Below are 19,288 nucleotides of genomic sequence, written 5' to 3' on the forward strand. Positions count from 1 at the left end.
CCTGCCGCGCCAAGAAACAGTCAGCTACGCAATAGTGGTTTCACCCGCGGATGTGGAGCCCTGGGATTTAGACGAGCTGTGGCAAGCACTTACATTCCGGCAGGCGTCTTCACGCCAGTGCCCGGCAACACATCGAAGCGCAGCAGCCTTCCGCCAGCGCCTGATTCGCCAGGCGAGACCGCGACATACAGGCAGTGGCGTGCAGGCACCAGAAGCGCCGTCTTGGCGCCCTTGGCCGTCGGCACGCGTGCGATTTCCTCGTAATGGCCGGGATCCTTCTGCTGGATCACGCCAAGATAGTCGTCGCCGGCCATGTAGATGCGTTGGTTGACTTCGTCGAAGATCACTTCGTTCGTGCGCTGGGGCGCGTCGAACGTCGCGATCGTGTTGCCGTTCGCGGCATTGAGCACAAGCAGCTTGAACGGCTTGCGCGTGCCGACAAACAGGCGTCGATGGGTCTCGTCGAATGCCATCGGCGCATTCAGTTCCGCGCCATGGATAGGCCAGTTCGCAATCACCTGGCGCGTTGCCTTGTCGACGACGGCAAGCGTGCTCTTGCCCGTCACGTTGACGAAGAGATGGTGGCCGCGCTGCTCGGCCGCCATCGCTTCGGTAAAGTCGGTGTCGAAATGCACGTCGCCGACGTGGCTGCCCGTGCGCGGATCGACCTCCGAGACGATCGTCTGCGTCATCTTCGGCTCGGCGTTTTTGCCGCCCGTGACAATGTACATGTGACGGCGCGACGGGTCGTAGCGCATCGAGTCCGCACCGACGGTGAGCTGGATCGAACCGATGACGCGATAGCTCGTTCCGTCGACGATGCGCGTCATGCCGGCGCCGCTGTCGGTGACGATCAGACGGTTCAGGTCCGGCAGGTACAAGATGGCGTGGGGCTGGTCGAAACCCTTGACCGTGCGCAGATGCTTGCCGCTGCCGAGATCGAATACTTCGAGCGTGGCGCCGTCTTCTCCGGCGAGGAACAGCCGCCCGCCGTCAACGTCGGCGGCGAAGTGGTCGAAATCGCCTTTGTAGTCCGGCAGCGCCGTGCTGCCGATCAGCCGCAGAGGTGCGCCCGCCGGGCTGGCTGCATCGACCGAGGGCGCCGCCGCGTAGGCAGTGTGCGGCAGCGTCGCACACAGGGCCGCGAGCGTCGTCAGAGATACGATCGCGGAAATTCGCAAACGCATGGTCAGACTCCTGAATGGGGATGGCTCGTTGAATACAGCCTCGTCCCCGGCGCGCCGGGGACGAGGCATTGCAAGTGAACGGCGGGCCGTGCGCGCGGCTACTTCGCGGGCTCGAACAACGCGGCGTAGCTCGGGATCTGCTTCTGCAACGCGTCACGCAGGCCCGTCGATGCGAGGAAGAAGGCGGTCTCGCCCTTTGCATTGGCGCCGTCGTTCTTGTACGCGAGCACGATCTCGCCGACGTTCTGGCCGCTCGCGTCGCGCAGCGGCAGCATCATCACGAACTTCTTGACCGTGTCATTGGGACGATGCCAGCGCGGGTCGACGATCGTGATGCCCTTTTTCGAGATGTCGATGTCGTCCGGATCGTCGGCATTGCCGATGCGTTCGAGGTAGGAACCGGCGAACATCGTGTAGGCATCCTGCATACCCGGAGGAACGCCGTGCAAAGTCACGCTGAGTAACTCGGGATGCTGTTGCATGATTTGCTCGGACAGTTTCTGAGCAAAGATCTTCGCGCTCGGCGGCGTCCAGTTCCTGGCGTGCGGCTCGGGCGCGGCGACTGCGGTGTCAACCGCATACAGCGCGGAAGCCGACAGGAGGCCGAGCGTCGCGGCGAGCAGGGTCTTGGTCAGGATCTTCATGTGTCTCCTCTCTTTGCCCGATGGGCGTCATGGAAGCAGGTGCGAGTCGAGTGTAGGCTCGCCACCTTGAACGAGCGTTAACGCGATCTGAACGCAAATTCAGCCTGAAATTGGGAGGCCGTCGCAACGACCGTTGCCGTCACGGCGACTGGCGCCGGTTGCGCGTTCGCGCGTCGCATGGTCACTCCGCCTGATCGAGCTTCGCCAGCTCTTCCTTAACGACGGCCGGTGTCAACGGGATATAGACGCCTTCTTTCGCGACCACGTCCTGTCCCTCGCGGCTCAATACCAGTTTCAGGAATTCCTTGATCTTCGGCTGCAGCGGCTCGCCGGGCTTCTTGTTGACGAAGATGTACACATAGCGCGAGAGCGGATACTTGTGCGTGTACACGTTCTGCAGTGTCGGCGCGAGGAACGGTCCGCCTTCGCTGGCTGCCAGCGGCACGACCTTCACGTTCGGCGTGACGTTGGCCAGCAGTGCGTACGTGAGCCCGCCCGGATGCGTCGCCATGTCCTCGGCGGCCACCGTGAACGCATGCGTGAAGCCCTTGCCCTTGACGAACTGGATGTTGTCCTTGTATTCGCCGCCTTCCAGCAGGTTCAGCTTCAGGAAGTATTCGATGCCGTTGACCGGCTTGAGGCCGTAGAGGTGAATCGGCCGGTCGGCCCATTCGCCGCCGAGCCCCACGTCGCCCCACGTGGTGATCTCGGCGTGGCCGCGATTGCGCGTCTTCGAATAGATCGCGTCGAGCTGGGCCATCGTCAATCCCTTGATCGGATTGTCCTTGTCGACCAGCACGACCGACGTCGCCGTCTTGCCGAGCGACCCGACACTGCCTGTCGCGACGCGAATGGCGAACGGCTTGTAGCCGAACTTGTCGACGAAGGCTTGCTCCTCGGCCGGCAGCAATTCGCGCCCGACCGGCGCCAGGTCCGCCGTGCCGTTGGTCAGCGCCGGGCCGCCGGCACCGGACGCCTTGGCTTCCATGGTGACGCTCAGGCGCGGATAGGCCTTGCGATACATCTTGATCCACCCCAGCGTGATTTCATCCATTACGTCAGCGCCGACGAGACGCAGGTCTTCCTCCGGCACGGACTGTACTTCGCCCGGATGCCAGATCGGTATCGACGGGTCGACCTTGAGATGATGCTCGACGGCCGCGTACTTCAGGGCGAATGCCGGCGGCGACGTCAGCGCGCCCAGCGCCGCGATGCCGATCACTGCCGCGGCCGATGCCGCCGCAGACCTGCGCAACCCGCCAACCCTCTGCGTCTGTTTCATGTGCGTCTCCTGATTGAAGAGGTACTCGTGAGTTCGCCCTCGGCGGGACGATTCGTTGCGTGCTGCGTATCGGGGTGGGTCGGCCCGGCCGACGCGCGTCGTGCATCGGCGATGCTTTCGCCTTGCCACGATGGTGGGCCATGAAGCTGAACCCGACCTGAAGGTATCCTTAATAGATTTTCAGACAGACGACGCCAGTCAGTGCCTGGGTTGAAACAGCGCCGCGAGCGATGGCGTGCTTCCGGCCAGCTCGTCGCGCACCTGCTCGGCCCGGCGCACGATCATGTTGCGATCGACGCCCGGCGCGTAGCGGAATGTCGAGCCGATAACGCCGATCGTCTTGCCGTTGGCGTCGCGCATCGGCAGCTCGACCGACAGATCGCCGGTTTTCGTCACCTCGACGCGGGGCTGGCCGCTGTCGAGCACGGCCAGGTCGTCGGCATCGGCGGACTTGCCGATACGGCCGATGTTCGACGCGATGATGACGTTGTCGCTTCCTGTCGGCGGGGTGACGTGCAGCGCGAGGATCGTCAGCTCGGGATGCGCGGCCAGCGTGGCATCGACGAGTTGCTGCGCGTAGGGCGCGGCGGTCGTGGCGGCGTGTGCAGACGCGGCCGAGGCGAGCAAAAGCGCCGCCGTGGCGGCGCGGATGGGTCGGTGCATGTGGACACTCCAGGAATCGGCGCCGCCCGGCGGGAATGCGCGGGACCGGCACGCGGCGCCGGGCCGGCGAGGGGGAGACGAGCGGCGCGTGGTCAGTTGGCGAGCATCGCGCGCGAGCTATCCGCTTGCTGCGCGCGCAGCGGCACGTACATCGCGTGATCGATCACGGCTTGCTGGCCCTGCTTGCTCAGCACGTAGCGGAGGAACTCGGCGATGGCCGGATCGAGCGGCTTGCCGGGCGCCTTGTTGGTGTTGAAATAGATCAGCCGGCTCAGCGGATAGGTCGCCAGCGCGACGTTCTCGTACGTCGGCGCGACGTACGGACCGTTGTCCGATGCGGCAAGCGGCAGCATCTTCACGGGCGCGTCGATATAGGCGATGCCCGAGAATCCGATGCCGTAGCGATCGTCGGCCACGTCTTTCGCGAGCGGGAACACGAGCTTGTCGTAATGGATGTCGTCGCGCCACTCGCCGCGTTGACCGTTGGCGCTCAGCACGCGTTGCCGGATGAACTCCTCGAACCCGTTCCACGGCGTGATCGCGTAGACGTGCACCGGCTTGTCCGCCCATTCCCCGGTGAGACCGAGGTCGCCCCAGGTCTTGATCGGCTTGCCGCCGCGCAGGTGCGTGCGCGAGTAGAGCGCGTCGATCTGGTCGTAGCTGAGCTTTTCCAGCGGGTTGTCCTTGTTGACGAAGAAGCCGATCGCGTCCAGGAAGCCGAAATGCCGGTACGAGCCCCCGGAAATCGGTACGCTGAGCGGGCCGTAGCCGAACTTCGCCTTGAAGTCGGTGACGTCGTCCGGCTTGAGCTCGCGCGAGACGAACACGAAGTCGAGCTTCTCCTTGACCAGCTCCTTCGCGCCGAGGCTGCCCGCGTACGGTGGGGAAATGCGGATGTCGACGTTCGGGTAATACTGCCTGAAGCCTTCGATCCAGCGGTTGACGAGCGACGGCAGCACGTCGGAAGCCGCGCCCCTGAACGTGCCGGCGAGCTTGAGGTCGGTGCGGGGCTGGTAGTCGGGCAGGGCCGCGTCGAGGCGCGGCTGCAGGATTTCCGGCTCGGCCAGCGCGCGTCCGACCTTCATCCCATCATCGGCTTGTTCCTTGGTTTGCGGCGCCACCGTCTTGAGCGCGGGCACAACCCACTCGACCATCGGCGTGGATGGGGTGTCGGCACCCGCGGCGCCCACCGCCCAGACCGACGCCGCGGCAGTGGCAATGATCAGGCGAGCCGAACGGCGGCGCGGCATGCGCCGGTTCGTCCCGCAACGGGGTTGGTTTCGATTCACGAGATGTCTCCTCCTTTGTTCAAAGCGCGCGTGATTCCACTGCCGCTCCATTTTGAGGCAGGCGGCGCGAAAGTTGAAACGCGGTGATCGCGCCGGCCTGCGCGAGATGCGGCGAACGGCGCAACGCCCATGCCATGCGTCCAACGATAGTGTCGCCGGATGAACGCAATCTGAAGACATTCTGAAAATCCGTTCATGGAACGCCCCTGCCGAGCATGAACGAATTTTTAGCATCGATTCAGGTTGGCTTCAGCGTGCCGCCGTACCGTCGGGGCAGCTTCTCCGGGCGCGATGGCGGGGCCGCGTTCCTGACCGGAAGCCGGCCCGCTGCGCGCCATTTTCCACATCCGGCAGGAGACCCCCGTGCCTGTTTTCGATTCTCCATTGCGGCGCGCATCGTCATCGATGCCGCCCCTGTCGTGCTGGTCCCGGCCATTGCGCTCGCAGGATGCATGCGCGCCCGCGGCGCGTCCTCGTCGTACCGGAGCCGGCCTCCTGCTTGCGGCCTGTCTGGCACTCATGCCGCCGTGCATTGCGCAGGCGGCCGATACCGTTGCAGGCTTGCCGGCCTATCGATCGCTCCCGAACCTGAGCGGAACGCTCAGCAGCGTCGGGGACGACGCGATGGGGCCGCTGCTCGACGCGTGGCTGGCCGCCTTCGAGCGACGCCAGCCGGGGATCCATCGCGGGCCGCATTGGCGGCACGCCGGCAGTGCGACCGCATTCGGCGCGCTCATGTTCGGCGACGCCGATATCGCACCGCTCGCGCGTGAGCCGTTACAGACGGAACTGCAGCCGTACGCGCACCAGTTCGCAGGCGACATGATGAAGTCGCCGCTGTTCGTTCGCGTCGCGAGCCTCGACGGGCAGGCGGCCTATCTCGCCGTGAACCGGCGTCCCGGCGCGCCGCTGCCGCCCAAGGTCAAGGCGTTCGTGGCGTTTGCGCTGAGCGACGAGGGTCAGGCGATCGTCGCCGCGCAGAAACGCTTTGCGCCGCTCACCGGCGCGCAGGCCGCGCGTGAACGCGCGAAGCTCGACGGCTTCCTGCCGCCGCTTGACGCGCAACTGGCCGTCTATCGTCCCGTGGCCGGCCTGCACGGCGAGATCGACAGCGTCGGCAGCGACGGGATGAAGTCGCTGATGGACACGTGGATCGACGGCTTCACGCACGTACAGCCCGCCGTGCGCAAGGGCGATCGATGGGAACACCTCGGCACGTTGAACGGGTTTCACGCGCTGCTCGCGGGCGACACCGCGATGGCGCCGATGGGCCGCGAACTCTGGCCGGACGAACGGGCTGCCTGTATGCAAATCCGTCACGCGGCGCCACTCGAAATCCGCGTCGCGCGTGGCGGTTTCAACACGCCGCAACGGACCACGGCCCAGGCGATCTTCGTGCATCCGGACAATCCGCTCAACGGCGTCACGCTGGCGCAACTGGCGTCGATCCTGCGGCAGAACCCGGGTATCACGCGGTGGGGCCAGCTTGGCCTGACCGGCGAGTGGGCCGACCGTCCGATCACGATCTACATCCCGCCGCACGTCGCGCCGAACGCGATGTCGATGCAGGTCATGGTGCTGGCAGGCGGAGCGTGGAACAGCGCTGTCCACGAGGGATCGATCGACGACACTGCGCGCGCGATCGCAGGGAATCCGGGCGCGATCGGCTTTGGCGGACTCGAGGAAGGCGGCCCCGGACTCAAGACGCTGGCGGTGGCGCGCCGGGACGGCGAGCCGTTCTATGCGCTCGATGCCGAGAATGCGGCGAGCGGCAAGTATCCACTCACACGCTACATGTACATCCGCCTGAACCGTCCGCTGACGCCGCCGGTGAAAGCGTTCCTGCGCTACATCCTGAGCCGCGACGGCCAGGAGCCGGTGCGCTATTCGGCGTACTTCCCGCTGAGCGCGGTGGAAGCGCGCGAAGAGCTGGCGAAGCTAAGGTAGGCGCCGCGCGGAACGGTCACGGCGCGCGGCGCGTGCGGTGCCGGCGGTCCCTGAATGGAGATTCATTTTCCGTTCAGCCTGACTTTAAGGTTGCCCCGTATAACTCAAACCGTTCCGTGAGCCCACCCGTCCCTGATCCGGGACGCGACGCGAACGCCATGTGGAAAACGGCACGCCATACCTATCGAAACCGGAGGAGACATCCCATGAAACACACTGTCCTGCGCATCGCCGCTGGCGCGCTGATGCTCGGCACCCTGGTTCCGGCTGCGCATGCTGCCGAGAAGCTCACCCTGATGGTCGGCGGCATGGAAAAGCAGATCTATCTGCCGGCCAAGCTCGCCGAGCGGCTCGGCTATTTCAAGGAGCAGGGCCTCGACGTCGAACTCATCAACGAGGCAGCGGGCGTCGATGCCGAGAACGAACTGGTCGCCGGCACAGTGCAGGGCGTCGTTGGCTTCTACGACCACACGATCGACCTGCAGTCGAAAGGCAAGTACATCGAGTCCGTCGTACAGTTCAGCCACACGCCTGGCGAAGTCGAATTGATCTCGTCGAAGCTCGCCGGCAAGGTAAAGTCGCCCGCCGACTTCCGCGGCTTGACGCTTGGCGTCACCGGGCTTGGCTCGTCGACCAACTTCCTAACCCAATACCTCGGCGTGTCGCACGGCGTGAAGACGTCGGAGATGACGGCGCTGCCCGTTGGCGCGGGCAACACGTTCATCGCCGCGCTCAAGCAGGGCAAGATCGACGGCGGCATGACCACCGAACCGACGGTCTCGCGCCTCGTCAATACCGGTGACGCACTGGTCCTGGTCGATCTGCGCTCGCCCGAGAGCACGCAGAAGTGGCTCGGCGGCCTGTACCCGGCGGCCAGTCTGTACATGCAGAACGACTGGGTACAGTCGCACAAGGCGACGGTGCAGAAACTCACGAACGCGTTCGTCAAGACGCTGCGCTACATCAATACGCACAGCGCGGAGGAGATTACCGCCCAGATGCCCGCCGACTACTACGCTGGGGACCGCGCGTCGTACATGAAGGCGCTGGCCAACGGCAAGGTGTCGTTCATCGCCGACGGCCGCATGCCGGAATCGGGGCCGCCCACCGTGCTCAAGGTGCTCGGGTCGTTTGATAGAGCTGTGATGGGGCACAAGATCGACCTGTCGAAGACCTTCACCACCGAGTTCGTCAACGCCGCGCAGGTCAAGTAGCCGTGCCTGCGTGACGGCCCGGCAGCGAGCCGTCGCGGGCGTTTCGTCGAATCCAGTCTCCTAAAGGTGGCAATCCAATGACAGCCTCCCAGGCAACCATGCCGTATCCCGCCGCTGCGTCGAACGACGTTCCGGCGATCGAACTCGACCGCGTCAGCCGCCGCTTCGTCAGCCCGGAGGGTAAAGCGATCATGGCGCTGCAGAACTTCAGCATGCGCGTCGCGAAGGGCGAGTTCTGCGCCGTCGTCGGCCCGACCGGCTGCGGCAAATCCACCACGCTCAGCCTGATCACGGGCCTTGCCACGCCGAGCGCCGGCGCGGTCAGGATCTGGGGCAATCCGGTCACCGGCATCGATCGCCGCATCGGCTTCGTGTTCCAGTCCGACGCGGTGTTCCCATGGAAGAGCGTGCTCGATAACATCGCGGCCGGTCCGCTGTACCGCGGCGAGAACAAGGCGCAGGCGTACGAGCGCGCGATGGAATGGATTCGCCGCGTCGGTCTGGTTCGTTTCGAACGCCACTATCCGCACCAGCTCTCCGGCGGCATGCGCAAGCGCGTGGCGCTGGCTCAGACCTTCATCAATGAACCCGAGATTCTGCTGATGGACGAGCCGTTCTCGGCGCTCGACGTCCAGACACGCATGCTGATGCAGGACGAGTTGCTGCATCTGTGGAGCGTGAATGGCGCATCGGTGGTGTTCGTCACGCACGACATCGAGGAGGCCATCGCGCTCGCGGACAAGGTATTCGTGCTGACGTCGGGACCGGCGACCGTCAAGACGTCGTATGAAATCGACCTGCCGCGCCCGCGCGACGTCGCGGAATCACGCTATTCCCCCCGCTTTATCGAACTGTCGCGGCAGATCTGGAACGATCTTCGCGACGAGGTCCACATCTGAGCGCCCAGGGGCGCATTGAGGAAAGCATGAATATCCCGATGACAGGAGCCGCATCGAACGAGATCGAACTGCGGCAGGTGGAAGTGCGGGCCCAGGCAAGCATACGTCGGCGCCAGACGCTGGTGTATGTGCTGCGGCTCGCGGTGCTGGTCGTCACGCTGGGCGGATGGGAACTCGCCGGGCGCGTGGGCTGGATCGATCCTTTCTTCTTCTCGACGCCTTCGCTGATCGCCGTGCAGATCTGGCAGTGGCTCACCGAGGGAACCTCGCAAGGCCCGCTCTGGGTGCAAGTGCTGGTGACGCTGGAGGAAACCGGGCTCGGCTTCCTGATCGGCAGCGTGGCAGGCGTGTTCGCCGGGATCGTACTGGGCCGCAACAAGCTGCTCGCCGACGTTTTCAGCCTCTACATCAAGATCGCGAACTCGATCCCGCGTGTGGTGCTCGGCTCGGTGTTCATCATCGCGCTGGGGCTCGGCATGGCGTCCAAGGTCGCGCTGGCCTTCGTCATGGTGTTCTTCGTGGTGTTCTCGAACGCGTTCCAGGGCGTGCGCGAGGCGGACCGCAACCTGATCGCGAACGCGCACATCCTGGGCGCCTCGAAGCACGCCGTGACGCTGACGGTCGTGCTGCCGGCCGCGATGAGCTGGATCCTGGCGAGCCTGCACGTGAGCTTCGGGTTCGCCTTGGTGGGTGCCGTGGTCGGTGAATTTCTCGGCTCGAAGCAAGGGATCGGGCTGCTGATCTCGACCGCGCAGGGCGCGTTCAACGCGGCCGGCGTGTTCGCCGCGATGATCGTGCTCGCCGTCGTCGCGCTGGGTGCGGAGTTCGTGCTCACGCAGCTCGAGAACAAGCTCCTGAAATGGCGCCCGCCGCAGTTCTCCGATGCGGGCCACTGATCCCCGCGCGCCGCGCCGGTCCGCGTGTCTGACGGACCGGCGCGGCATCCGCAGTTCGCGCCGGCCGGCCACGCGTCGCCGCGCATCTGCCCGCCCCAACCGTCCTGACCCATCCCGCTCGTGCCTCATGCCGGGCGCTCGCACGCAGCGCCGGCCACCCTTCGATCAGGAGAATCGGCCTCATGTCGTCCACCCGTCATCCGGAGTCGGCCGCGTACCGCGCCCCGTATCATGCGCGATTCGTCAAGGCGGCGCTCGCCTTCGGCGCATGCCTGGTTTGCCATGGCGCGCTTGCCGGCCCGCCGTTCGTGACCGACGATCCGGAACCCGTCGAACGGGGGCATTTCGAGATCGATGCCGCCGCGTCGGGCACCGTGCGCGCCGGCAGTCACAGCGGCACGCTGCCGGGTCTCGAGATCAACTACGGATTGCTGGAGAACCTGCAGATCACCGCGACGGTCGGCATGGCGTTCATGCACGAAACCGGAGATCGCACCCGTTACGGATTCGGTGATACCGAACTGGGCGCGAAGTACCGCTTCATCACCGAGGACGAGGCGGGCTGGCGTCCGCAGGTCGCGTTCGCGCCGAGCGTCACACTGCCGTCCGGCAACGACCACCTGAGCCTCGGTGACGGCCACGCGCACGTGCTGCTACCGCTGTGGGCGCAGAAGACGATCGGTAACTGGACGACGTTCGGCGGTGGTGGATACGTCGTCAACCGCCATGCGGGACAGAAGGGTTACTGGACCGGCGGTTGGGCCGTCCTGCGCAAGTTCGGCGAACGACTTCAGCTTGGCGGCGAGGTCTTCTACACCGGGGTGGCGACCAAGGACGATCCGTCGGCGATTGGCTTCAACCTCGGCGGCACCTACGGGCTGACGGAGCACGACCGCATCCTGTTCTCCGCCGGGCGCGGCCTCACTCACGTGAGCGACACTAATCGCTTCTCCTATTACGTCGGTTATCAGCTCGACCTGTGACTCGCGCCCGCGGTATGCTCAGGCGGCGTCGGTGGAATGGAGCGGCGCTTTGAAGGGGGTATTGTCCGCGGTGTCGGACGGCGTGACGGCGGGAATCTCGAAGACCATCGACAAGCCGCGGCCGTCCGGCCCGGCCTCCGCGAAGATGTGGCCGCCGTGCAGCTCGACGATACTGCGGCAGATGGCGAGGCCCAGGCCGCTGCCCTTGTCTTCGTCGCCCGGACGACGGATGCGCACGAAGCGTTCGAAGATGCGCTCGCGCTGTTCGGCGGCTACGCCGGGACCCTCGTCCTCCACGCGGACCTGCCAGCATTGGTTCACCAGCGTGGAACGCAAGGTGACGCGGCTTCCCGGAGGCGAGGCCGCCAGTGCGTTGCTGAGCAGGTTCAGGAGCACCTGGCGGATCCATTTCGACTCGATTGCGGCCTGTCCGCTGCCGTGATGGGTCAGGAAGAAGCGCTGCTCGCGGTGTTCGGCGAGTACGTGGGCGTCCTGCGCGAAGTTCTGCAGGAACAGTTCCGGGTCCTGCGGCCTCAGATCGAGCGAAATCGCGTGTGCGTCGGCACGCGACAGGAACAGCAGGTCCTCGATGATGCGGTTGAGGTGCGCGAGTTCCTTGATCTGAATTTGCACCGCCTGTTCCTGCGCTGGCGTCAACTGACCGTCGACGACCAGTTTCTCGGCTTGCAGGCGCACTAGCGTCAGGGGCGTCTTGAGTTCGTGGGAGGCCTCAGCTGTAAACCGCCGGATCTGGTCGAACGACGCTTCGAGACGGTCGAACATCTGGTTGAGCAGGCGCGCCAGGTCCGAAATCTCGTCGCGCGCGCCTGACAACGGAATGCGCTCGCTCAGATTGTCCGAGCGGATGTGGTCGGCCGTGTCCTGGATCAGCCGCAGCGGCCGTAGCGCCATTCGGCTGAAGCCGTAGCCGATCACGCTGCTGACCGCGATCATGACGATCAGCAGCCCGTAAAAGGTATGCTCGTACGCGCTCATCACCACGCGCACGTGCTCCTTCGTCGTTGCCAACACGACCGTGTACGGTCCGAGCGCGAACTCGCCCGCGCGCAGTTCGCCCAGCCCATCGATATTCGCATTGAACGCCTGGTCGCGAGGCGACGGGGCAATATCGCGACCGTTAAGCTCCGGTGAGCGAAACACCACCGTACCACCGGGCCCGTAGATCTCCGTAAAGAACAGTTCCAGATTGCCGGACATCATCGCCTGCACACGCTGGCGCAGCTCCGCCTCCGTCGGCTTCGCGCCGAGCGCGGTCTGGCCGGCGCGAATCTGTTCGAACTCAGATTGGTTGAGCAGATCCAGCGCGTGGATCGCGTGATGTTCGATGAAATACCTTCCGGCAAGAAACAGCGCCGCGAACGTGACAGTCGAAGCGAGTACGTAGCAGATGGCGAGCCGCGCGCCGATGGATTTCATAGCAGCTGGTAACCGACGCCGCGCACCGTCTTGAACAGCGGCTTGCCGAGCGGCGCCTCGAACTTGCCGCGCAGCCGGCTCATGTAAACGTCGAGCAGGTTGGTGTCGACGTCGTAATGGGATTCCCAGATCTTCTCCGCTATCAGCGTCCGGGTCAGGATGCGGCCGGGATTCTGCAGGAAGACTTCCAGTAACGCGAACTCGCGGCTGGTGAGATCGATCGGCTTGCCGTTCAGATGGACGGTGTGGCTCAGCAGGTCAAGCTTGATGCCCTCATGCTGAAGCACGGTTTCCTTGACGGACGATTGGCGGCGAAGCAGCGAGCGCATGCGCGCGAGCAGTTCTTCCAGGCTGAACGGCTTAGGCAGGTAGTCATCGGCGCCGACATCGAGGCCCTTGACGCGATCCTCGACGGCGTCGCGCGCGCTGAGGATCAACACCGGCTCATTGAATCCGGCCGCGCGCCATTCGCGAAGCAGCTCCAGGCCATCACCGTCGGGCAAGCCGAGATCGAGCACGATGACGTCATAGCTCGACTCGCATAGCGCTTCGCGCGCCTCGGCGCAACTTTCAACCCACGTCACCGTATACGCGCGTTCGCTTAACGCCTGCTTGAGGTACAGGCCGAGCTTGCGCTGGTCTTCGACGATAAGGATCTTCATGATAAAAGCGCGAACGCGAGGGAATTTCAGGCTAGCGCAAGCGGATGTCCGTGACAAGCGAAGCATGGCCCTGCGGGGGTTTTCCCGATTTTTCTGAACGCAAATTCAGGAAGCGTTCGCGTCTGTTTCAGGTTGGAAGCGCGAATGTGGGTCGTGGGGCGATAAGTCACGCACAATGAGTTGGGACTTACCCCGACTTTGCGCTGAATTCAGACTTCATTCAGGTTCGCCGACAAAGATGATGGACATCAACAGTCGTCGCCCAGGCAACCCATGAAACCCGCAATCCGTCCGCTCGTCTTGCAGATCCATCGCTGGTGCGGCCTGACCGTCGGGGTCGTGATTCTCCTGATGGCGATCACGGGCGCATCCATCGCATTCCGGCCCAGCCTCGAGCCGGTGCTCAATCGCGATCTGCTGACGGTGCCGACCTGCGCGGCGCGCGTACCGCTTGACACATTGACCGCGAATGCGGCCGCATCCCGGCCGTCTGCGACGCTCGACTACATTCGGCTGGTCGCCGGCAAGCACCATGCGCCGCGCATGCCGTCAGCGATGGTGCGCTTCACCGATCAGGTGTTCGTCTACCTCAATCCTTGCACTGGAGACGTGTTGGGCGAACGCTCGCGCTACGGTGGCCTGCTCGGCACGCTCGAGCAGATTCATCAGTTCCGCTTCATGAAGCACGGCAACGTGATTACCGGCACGAGCGCGCTCCTGTTCGGCATGCTGATGATCGGTGGCGGCATCGCGCTCTGGTGGCCACGCTCACGTCACGGCTGGCGAGTCGCGTTCACGACCGGACCCGGCGCGCGTGGACAGGCATTCACGTATCGGCTGCATCGGACGATCGGTCTCTATGCCAGCGCGATCCTGCTGCTGACGGTGCTGACCGGGCTGCCGTGGGCGTTCGACTGGTACGCGCACGGCATCTATGCGATCACCGGTTCACCGCAGCCCGCCAGTCCGCCGAAATCGGCCGTGCCCGCGAACGGCGCAAGGCGGCAAACGCTCGAAAGCTCCTGGCGCACCGCACAGGCACTGTCGCCCGACCCGCAGGATGCGCTGCTGCACATCCCCGAGAAATCGCGTGACCCGGTAGAGATGTACCTGATCGATCGCGCGGCGCCGCATCCGAATGCACGTACGATGTTGTTCATCGACGCATACACGGGCAAGGTGCTGCGGTTCGTTCCGTATTCGCGGAGCAGCGTCGGGCACAAGCTGTATTTCTGGGCGTTGTCGTGGCACACCGGCGCGATTGGCGGTGTATTCGGGCGACTGTTGCTGCTGTTCGGCGCGCTGTGCGTTCCGGTACTCGCTTACACCGGCGTCCGGAACGTCCTGCGGCGCACGTGGCGTCCGGTTGCGAGCGACGCACGCCTGACCGTGCGCGTCGCGAAGAAAACGGTCGAGGCCGACGGTGTGTGCGCGTTCGAATTGACGGATCCGGCGGGACGCAAACTGCCGCGGTTCGCGGCCGGCGCGCATATCGACGTGCATCTTGGCGACGGTCTCGTGCGCCAGTACTCGCTGTGCGGCGATCCGCGCGAGCGGCGGCGCTACCTGATCGCCGTGCTGCGCGTTGCGGATTCGCGCGGCGGATCGGCGGCCATGCACGAGCGGGTTGACGAAGGCGATCTGCTCGACATTGGTGTGCCGGTCAATCACTTCGCGCTGGATGAGACCGCGCCGCGTTCGCTGCTGCTTGCGGGAGGGATCGGCATCACGCCGATCCTCGGCATGGCGGAACGGCTCGCGCGGCGCCACGCCGATTTCGAGCTGCACTATTGCGCACGCTCGCAGTCGCGCGCGGCGTTCGTGCAGCGGCTCGTGCGGGCGCCGTTCGCCGGCCGGGCCAGGTTCCACTTCAGCGACGAACGCGCGGAGCAACGCTTCGACATCGAGCGCGTGCTCGACAGTCAGTCGCCTCGCACGCATCTGTACATATGCGGACCCGCGGGGTTCATCGATGCGGTGCTGTGCGCCGCACGGAATCGCGGCTGGCCCGAGCGTCAACTGCACTGCGAGCGCTTCGCGTCGATTGCGCAGAAGCCCACGGCGACGCATGCGTTCGACGTGCAGCTCGTCAGCACGGGCAAGGTGTACCGGATTCCCGAGCACAAGTCCGTTGTCGCGTCGCTGGCCGAACACGGCGTCAGGATCCCGACGTCGTGCGAGCAGGGTGTCTGCGGCACCTGCATCACGCGGGTGATCGTCGGCGAAGTCGACCATCTCGACTGCGTGCTGACCGCCGCGCAACGGGAGCGGCACGGACATTTCACACCCTGCTGTTCGCGCGCGAAAGGGGATCTGCTGGTGCTGGACATCTGACCGGCGGGGCAAACGCGGGCATCGTGCCATCCGGCGCGATGCCCGCCGCGGCGGACCGGATCGAAGACCAATAATCCAATCAAGCTGGAGGAGACCGTGGTGATTGGAAGAACGATGGTGGCAATGGCCGTCATGGTGTTGTTTTCGCCGGCGCTCTACGCGCAGGCCGACGGTGGCACGCGCGAGAATGCACTCGCGCCGCAGCCCGGACATGCGAAGCTCTACGCGCAGCAGCTGGTGGACCGCACGGTCGCGCTGCACCCGGAGCTCGTCGAGCTGGATCTTCATATGCGCCCCCCCGGAGGAGCGGAAAGCGTCATCGTCGCAGCCAAGTCCGCGAACCGGATCGGCAGGAAGTCGGACCCCGACGATCTCGACGTGGTCAAGACCGGTACGCCGTTCGTGGAAGTGAACAAGCGAGGCGACCAGAACGTCGAGGTGCATCTGCCGCTGCTCGACGTCACGCGCAAAGTGATCGGCGAAGTCGAAGTGACGTTCCCGTATCCGCCGGGGTCGGGGCTCGACAAGGAGGCGTTGATCCGGGCGGGCGCACTCATCCGCGACGAGCTGAGCCGGCAGATCCGCTACGGGAACGAACTCTTCGATCCGGTGCTCCCGACCAAAGGCATTCCGGAGAATCCGTACGCGCAGACGCTCGTCGACGAGGTGATCCGCAAGCGCCGCGACGTGATGGCGCTCGTGATGCACGTGGCGCGCCCGGGCGGGGGCGGCGACTATCCGATCATCGCGTCGAACATCGGGCGCATCGGCAAGCCTGCCGATGCGGACGACCGGCGTGTCATCGAGACCGGCAAGCCGCATGTCGAGGTCGGCCGCGAAGGAGATCGCCTCGAAGTGGAACTGCCGCTGCAGGACGCCGGCGGCGCTACGATCGGCGCGCTCGGCGTGGTGATGCCGTACCGCGTCGGCGACGACCAGGAGGTGCTCGTGAAGAAGGCCGAGAAGATCCGGGATGAATTGCGAGGGCGGATCCGCGATGCCGCGGCGTTGTACGAACCGAGGCAGCTCGTGCCGGCGACGTCGGTGATTACGGCGCGACTCGACGCGCAGGCGCTCGGCAACACGCAATCGCTGCCGATGACCAAGGAGGTGATGGGCGCCGGCGCGCTGCAGACGGCGACGGAAGGCGTGACCGACGCGGTCAAGAACCAGGCCGGCGTCGCGCCGACCAACTCGTCGGGCAGCCCTGCCGACGCGGCCAGCATTCGCGGCATCAAGGTCAACCTGTTCGCGAACTACCGGCTCAACGGCGGCCTGCCGACCGCGAACGTGATGTCGGTGCCGGCGGAGGACAAGGAGCGCGTGGAGACGCTGAAGGGCGCGAACGCGCTGATGTTCGGCGTTGCAAGCCCCGCGGGCATCCTCAACATGGTGACGAAGCGCGCGCCGATGGACAGGGACGTCGCCTCGGTGGCGCTGCTCGGCAACTCGTTCGGGCAGTTCGGCGTCGCGGCCGACGTTAGCCATCGATTCGGCAGCGAAAAGCAGGTCGGCCTCCGCGTGAACGCATCCGATACGCACCTCGAAAATGGTGTGCACGGCGCCAATGGGCGCGGCTGGTTCGGCAGCGTTGGCGCCGACTGGCAGGTCACCAACCGCCTGCATTTCCAGTTCGATGTCGAGACTTATCGGAAGGACGTCGTCGAGCAGGGCAGCATCAGCCTGCCGACTGCGGTCAACGGACACATCACGTTGCCGCGCGTGCCCGATCCGAGGAATCTGCTGTCGGGCCCGTGGGCGGTTTTCTCCGCGAAGACGACGAACGTCCAGGGGCGGGTCGACTACGACATTGCGCCCGGCTGGAAGGCGCTCGTCGAAATCGGTCAGTCGGATTCGGATCGCTCGCGCTCGACGACCCGGATCGGCGGATACAACGTGTTCACCGGGGCAGGCGGCATCCCGACCGTCAGTGAGGTGAGGCAGCTCTACTTCAACAAGTACAAGCGGGCAGAACTGCTCGGTCAATTCGCCACGGGTCCGCTCTCGCACGACATCACGTTCGGCGTGTCGCGCAGCGAGCGCATCGCCGAGACACCCAGACAAAACACGATCGTGTTGCCGGTGCGGGTCAACATCTTCGATCCCATCCCGTTGCCCACTCCGGTGCCGACCCATCCCGACACGTCGCTGCCAAAGCAGGTCAACGCGGATACCGGCCTCTATACCTACGACATGATTGGCATCGGGTCGAAGTGGAAGTTGCTGCTCGGCTTCCGCGAGAGCCGGTCGTCGTCGAACGACGGCGTGGTGTCGTCATCGACCTGGGTCGGGTCTCCGGCATTCGGGATTCTCTACGACGTGCTGCCGACCACCACGCTGTTCGCCAGCTACATGAAAGGCATCGAGGATGGCGGCGTCGCCCCCGCAAACGCGAAGAACGCCTACCAGGTCCTTGCGCCCGCGGTGTCGACGCAGTACGAGTTCGGCGTGCGCGATCACTACTTCAGGTGGTTGCAGTTCAGCGCGTCCGTGTTCGACATCACGCGCGCGAACGCGGTGACCAATCCGGCTACGCAGATTTTCGCCAACGACGGCACGATCGAATACCGGGGCGCGGAAGCCGTGCTCACGCAGGACATCTCGCGCCAGTGGTCGCTGTCCGAAGCCGTCCAGTACCTGCACGCGGTCCAGAACCCGGAATTCGACATGACGATCAAGGGCCGTACGCCGGAGAATACGCCGAAGTGGATCGGCAACATCGCACTGACGCACCGTCCGCTCTGGCTCCCCGGCCTGTCGCTCACGGTGCGTGCATCGTTCATCACGAAGCGCCCGGTGAACCCGCAGAACCAGGGCTACATCCCCGGTTACACCATCTACTCGCTCGGCGCCAGCTACGCGACGCGGATCGCCGGCAAGCACGTCGACATCAGGGTGGCCGTCGACAACCTGTTCAACAAGCGTTATTGGAACTCGGTGCAGACCGGCACGCTTGGCACAGGAATGGACCGCAGCGTGCGGATGGTGGCCAAGATCGATTTCTGAACAAACGTGGAGCCCTTTCCATGCCCAACCTTCACCGAATCATCATGAATCTTCTCTCCATTCGGGCCATCGGCCGTGTCTTCGCCATCGCGGTCGTACTGGCGGGCATGCTGCCCCCCAGCGCGGCGCGGGCGACAGAGCCGTCGGATAACGACGCGCTGTCGCTGATCATCACCTACCAGACCTTGCCCGCGAACCGGCCCGCGTTGCGCCACGAGCTGGCGCAGTCGACCGCGCGCGAGCTCGCGCGCTGGAAGCACGACGGGCGAATCAGGCAATACAGCCTGCTGTTCAATCGCTATGCCGATTCGGACAACTGGGACGCAATGGCCTTGCTGACGTTCGCGACGCCCGACGACCTGTACCGCTGGCGTACCCTCGAGCAGGCGCAGCCCGCGGCGCTGTCCGGTAAGGCGCTCGCGGTGACGACTTCAATCCATACGACGCCGGTTGATACCAAACGCGCGGAGGCGCTCGACGCGAAGGCGGCGAATCCGGTCTACGTGGTCATCCCGTACAAGACCCTGGTCTCAGCCGGCGACTACGAGAAGTACGCGGACGCCTATGTGATTCCGCAATTCAAGGGATGGATGGACGAGGGCGTCCTGTCGAGCTATTCGCTTTATACGAGCCAGTTTCCGGCAGGCCGCCAGTGGACCGCGATGGTACTCCTGCAGTACCGGGACGAGGCGGCCCTCAGCGCGCGCGAGGCGGTGGTGCACAAAGTCCGCGAGCGCCTGACGCACAACCCTGAATGGAAAGCGATCAGCGACAGCAAGAAGAACGTGCGCACCGAAGAACAGGTGGTGATCGCCGATCCCATCGCCGTAAGTCAATGAGCTCTC

General features: G+C 65.0%; 15 protein-coding genes. 8 read left to right on the plus strand and 7 right to left on the minus strand.

Translation table 11 applies throughout. The features are described from left to right. Positions 1-89 precede the first annotated feature (89 nt). The 5 genes from OKW44_RS16430 to OKW44_RS16450 all read right to left on the minus strand — a co-directional run bounded on the left by OKW44_RS16430 (position 90) and on the right by OKW44_RS16450 (position 5,065). Positions 90-1,187 (minus strand): YncE family protein, encoded by a 1,098-nt coding sequence (locus OKW44_RS16430; RefSeq protein ID WP_018423293.1) that lies wholly within the window; start codon positions 1,185-1,187, stop codon positions 90-92. A 98-nt stretch (positions 1,188-1,285) separates the two neighbouring features. Next, entirely contained in the window at positions 1,286-1,831 is a 546-nt protein-coding gene (locus OKW44_RS16435; RefSeq protein WP_018423292.1) for a hypothetical protein, read from the minus strand. A gap of 181 nt (positions 1,832-2,012) precedes the next feature. Next, a complete protein-coding gene (locus tag OKW44_RS16440) occupies positions 2,013-3,113 on the minus strand; it encodes a PstS family phosphate ABC transporter substrate-binding protein (protein ID WP_018423291.1) in 1,101 nt (366 codons plus the stop codon). Positions 3,114-3,311: 198 nt separating this feature from the next. Then, positions 3,312-3,776, minus strand: coding sequence for a hypothetical protein (locus tag OKW44_RS16445; RefSeq protein WP_018423290.1), 465 nt, complete (start codon positions 3,774-3,776; stop codon positions 3,312-3,314). Positions 3,777-3,868: 92 nt separating this feature from the next. Further along, positions 3,869-5,065 (minus strand): PstS family phosphate ABC transporter substrate-binding protein, encoded by a 1,197-nt coding sequence (locus tag OKW44_RS16450; protein WP_239499220.1) that lies wholly within the window; start codon positions 5,063-5,065, stop codon positions 3,869-3,871. A gap of 519 nt (positions 5,066-5,584) precedes the next feature. On the opposite strand from OKW44_RS16450, the gene OKW44_RS16455 reads away from it, so the two are divergent. From OKW44_RS16455 to OKW44_RS16475, 5 genes are all read left to right on the plus strand, one after another. Further along, entirely contained in the window at positions 5,585-7,012 is a 1,428-nt protein-coding gene (locus OKW44_RS16455; RefSeq protein ID WP_018423287.1) for a substrate-binding domain-containing protein, read from the plus strand. Between the two features lie 206 nt (positions 7,013-7,218). Then, positions 7,219-8,226 carry an ABC transporter substrate-binding protein gene (locus tag OKW44_RS16460; protein ID WP_018423286.1) on the plus strand — a complete coding sequence of 336 codons (1,008 nt, stop codon included), beginning with the start codon at positions 7,219-7,221 and terminating at the stop codon, positions 8,224-8,226. 77 nt (positions 8,227-8,303) lie between these two features. Continuing rightward, positions 8,304-9,125 carry an ABC transporter ATP-binding protein gene (locus OKW44_RS16465; protein WP_063713727.1) on the plus strand — a complete coding sequence of 274 codons (822 nt, stop codon included), beginning with the start codon at positions 8,304-8,306 and terminating at the stop codon, positions 9,123-9,125. A gap of 26 nt (positions 9,126-9,151) precedes the next feature. Continuing rightward, positions 9,152-10,021 carry an ABC transporter permease gene (locus OKW44_RS16470; RefSeq protein WP_018423284.1) on the plus strand — a complete coding sequence of 290 codons (870 nt, stop codon included), beginning with the start codon at positions 9,152-9,154 and terminating at the stop codon, positions 10,019-10,021. A 182-nt stretch (positions 10,022-10,203) separates the two neighbouring features. Continuing rightward, entirely contained in the window at positions 10,204-11,004 is an 801-nt protein-coding gene (locus OKW44_RS16475) for a hypothetical protein (RefSeq protein WP_018423283.1), read from the plus strand. 18 nt (positions 11,005-11,022) lie between these two features. On the opposite strand, the gene OKW44_RS16480 is transcribed toward OKW44_RS16475, so the two are convergent. Continuing rightward, positions 11,023-12,441 carry an ATP-binding protein gene (locus OKW44_RS16480; RefSeq protein ID WP_018423282.1) on the minus strand — a complete coding sequence of 473 codons (1,419 nt, stop codon included), beginning with the start codon at positions 12,439-12,441 and terminating at the stop codon, positions 11,023-11,025. Continuing rightward, complete coding sequence (locus OKW44_RS16485) at positions 12,438-13,103, minus strand: response regulator transcription factor (RefSeq protein ID WP_018423281.1); 666 nt, start codon at positions 13,101-13,103, stop codon at positions 12,438-12,440. Before OKW44_RS16485 ends, OKW44_RS16480 begins: the two co-directional genes overlap by 4 nt. A gap of 273 nt (positions 13,104-13,376) precedes the next feature. Here OKW44_RS16485 and OKW44_RS16490 point away from each other — a divergent pair, with 273 nt between their 5' ends. From OKW44_RS16490 to OKW44_RS16500, 3 genes are all read left to right on the plus strand, one after another. Beyond that, on the plus strand, positions 13,377-15,437 hold the full coding sequence (locus OKW44_RS16490; RefSeq protein ID WP_018423280.1) for a PepSY domain-containing protein: 2,061 nt from the start codon (positions 13,377-13,379) through the stop codon (positions 15,435-15,437). A 96-nt stretch (positions 15,438-15,533) separates the two neighbouring features. Continuing rightward, positions 15,534-18,443 (plus strand): TonB-dependent siderophore receptor, encoded by a 2,910-nt coding sequence (locus OKW44_RS16495; RefSeq protein ID WP_162634070.1) that lies wholly within the window; start codon positions 15,534-15,536, stop codon positions 18,441-18,443. A 44-nt stretch (positions 18,444-18,487) separates the two neighbouring features. Next, complete coding sequence (locus OKW44_RS16500; protein ID WP_018423278.1) at positions 18,488-19,282, plus strand: hypothetical protein; 795 nt, start codon at positions 18,488-18,490, stop codon at positions 19,280-19,282. The last annotated feature ends 6 nt before the right edge of the window (positions 19,283-19,288 follow it).

Origin of the sequence: Paraburkholderia lebeckiae (genome assembly GCF_050436325.1) — a bacterium.
Lineage (GTDB): Bacteria > Pseudomonadota > Gammaproteobacteria > Burkholderiales > Burkholderiaceae > Paraburkholderia > Paraburkholderia tuberum.

Coding starts and splice junctions, on each gene's coding strand:
- OKW44_RS16475 (WP_018423283.1), top strand. CDS start 10,204: ATGTCGTCCACCCGTCATCCGGAGTCGGCCGCGTACCGCGCCCCGTAT.
- OKW44_RS16455 (WP_018423287.1), top strand. CDS start 5,585: ATGCCGCCGTGCATTGCGCAGGCGGCCGATACCGTTGCAGGCTTGCCG.
- OKW44_RS16480 (WP_018423282.1), bottom strand. CDS start 12,441: ATGAAATCCATCGGCGCGCGGCTCGCCATCTGCTACGTACTCGCTTCG.
- OKW44_RS16485 (WP_018423281.1), bottom strand. CDS start 13,103: ATGAAGATCCTTATCGTCGAAGACCAGCGCAAGCTCGGCCTGTACCTC.
- OKW44_RS16500 (WP_018423278.1), top strand. CDS start 18,488: ATGAATCTTCTCTCCATTCGGGCCATCGGCCGTGTCTTCGCCATCGCG.
- OKW44_RS16490 (WP_018423280.1), top strand. CDS start 13,377: ATGAAACCCGCAATCCGTCCGCTCGTCTTGCAGATCCATCGCTGGTGC.
- OKW44_RS16430 (WP_018423293.1), bottom strand. CDS start 1,187: ATGCGTTTGCGAATTTCCGCGATCGTATCTCTGACGACGCTCGCGGCC.
- OKW44_RS16470 (WP_018423284.1), top strand. CDS start 9,152: ATGAATATCCCGATGACAGGAGCCGCATCGAACGAGATCGAACTGCGG.
- OKW44_RS16465 (WP_063713727.1), top strand. CDS start 8,304: ATGACAGCCTCCCAGGCAACCATGCCGTATCCCGCCGCTGCGTCGAAC.
- OKW44_RS16460 (WP_018423286.1), top strand. CDS start 7,219: ATGAAACACACTGTCCTGCGCATCGCCGCTGGCGCGCTGATGCTCGGC.
- OKW44_RS16440 (WP_018423291.1), bottom strand. CDS start 3,113: ATGAAACAGACGCAGAGGGTTGGCGGGTTGCGCAGGTCTGCGGCGGCA.
- OKW44_RS16435 (WP_018423292.1), bottom strand. CDS start 1,831: ATGAAGATCCTGACCAAGACCCTGCTCGCCGCGACGCTCGGCCTCCTG.
- OKW44_RS16445 (WP_018423290.1), bottom strand. CDS start 3,776: ATGCACCGACCCATCCGCGCCGCCACGGCGGCGCTTTTGCTCGCCTCG.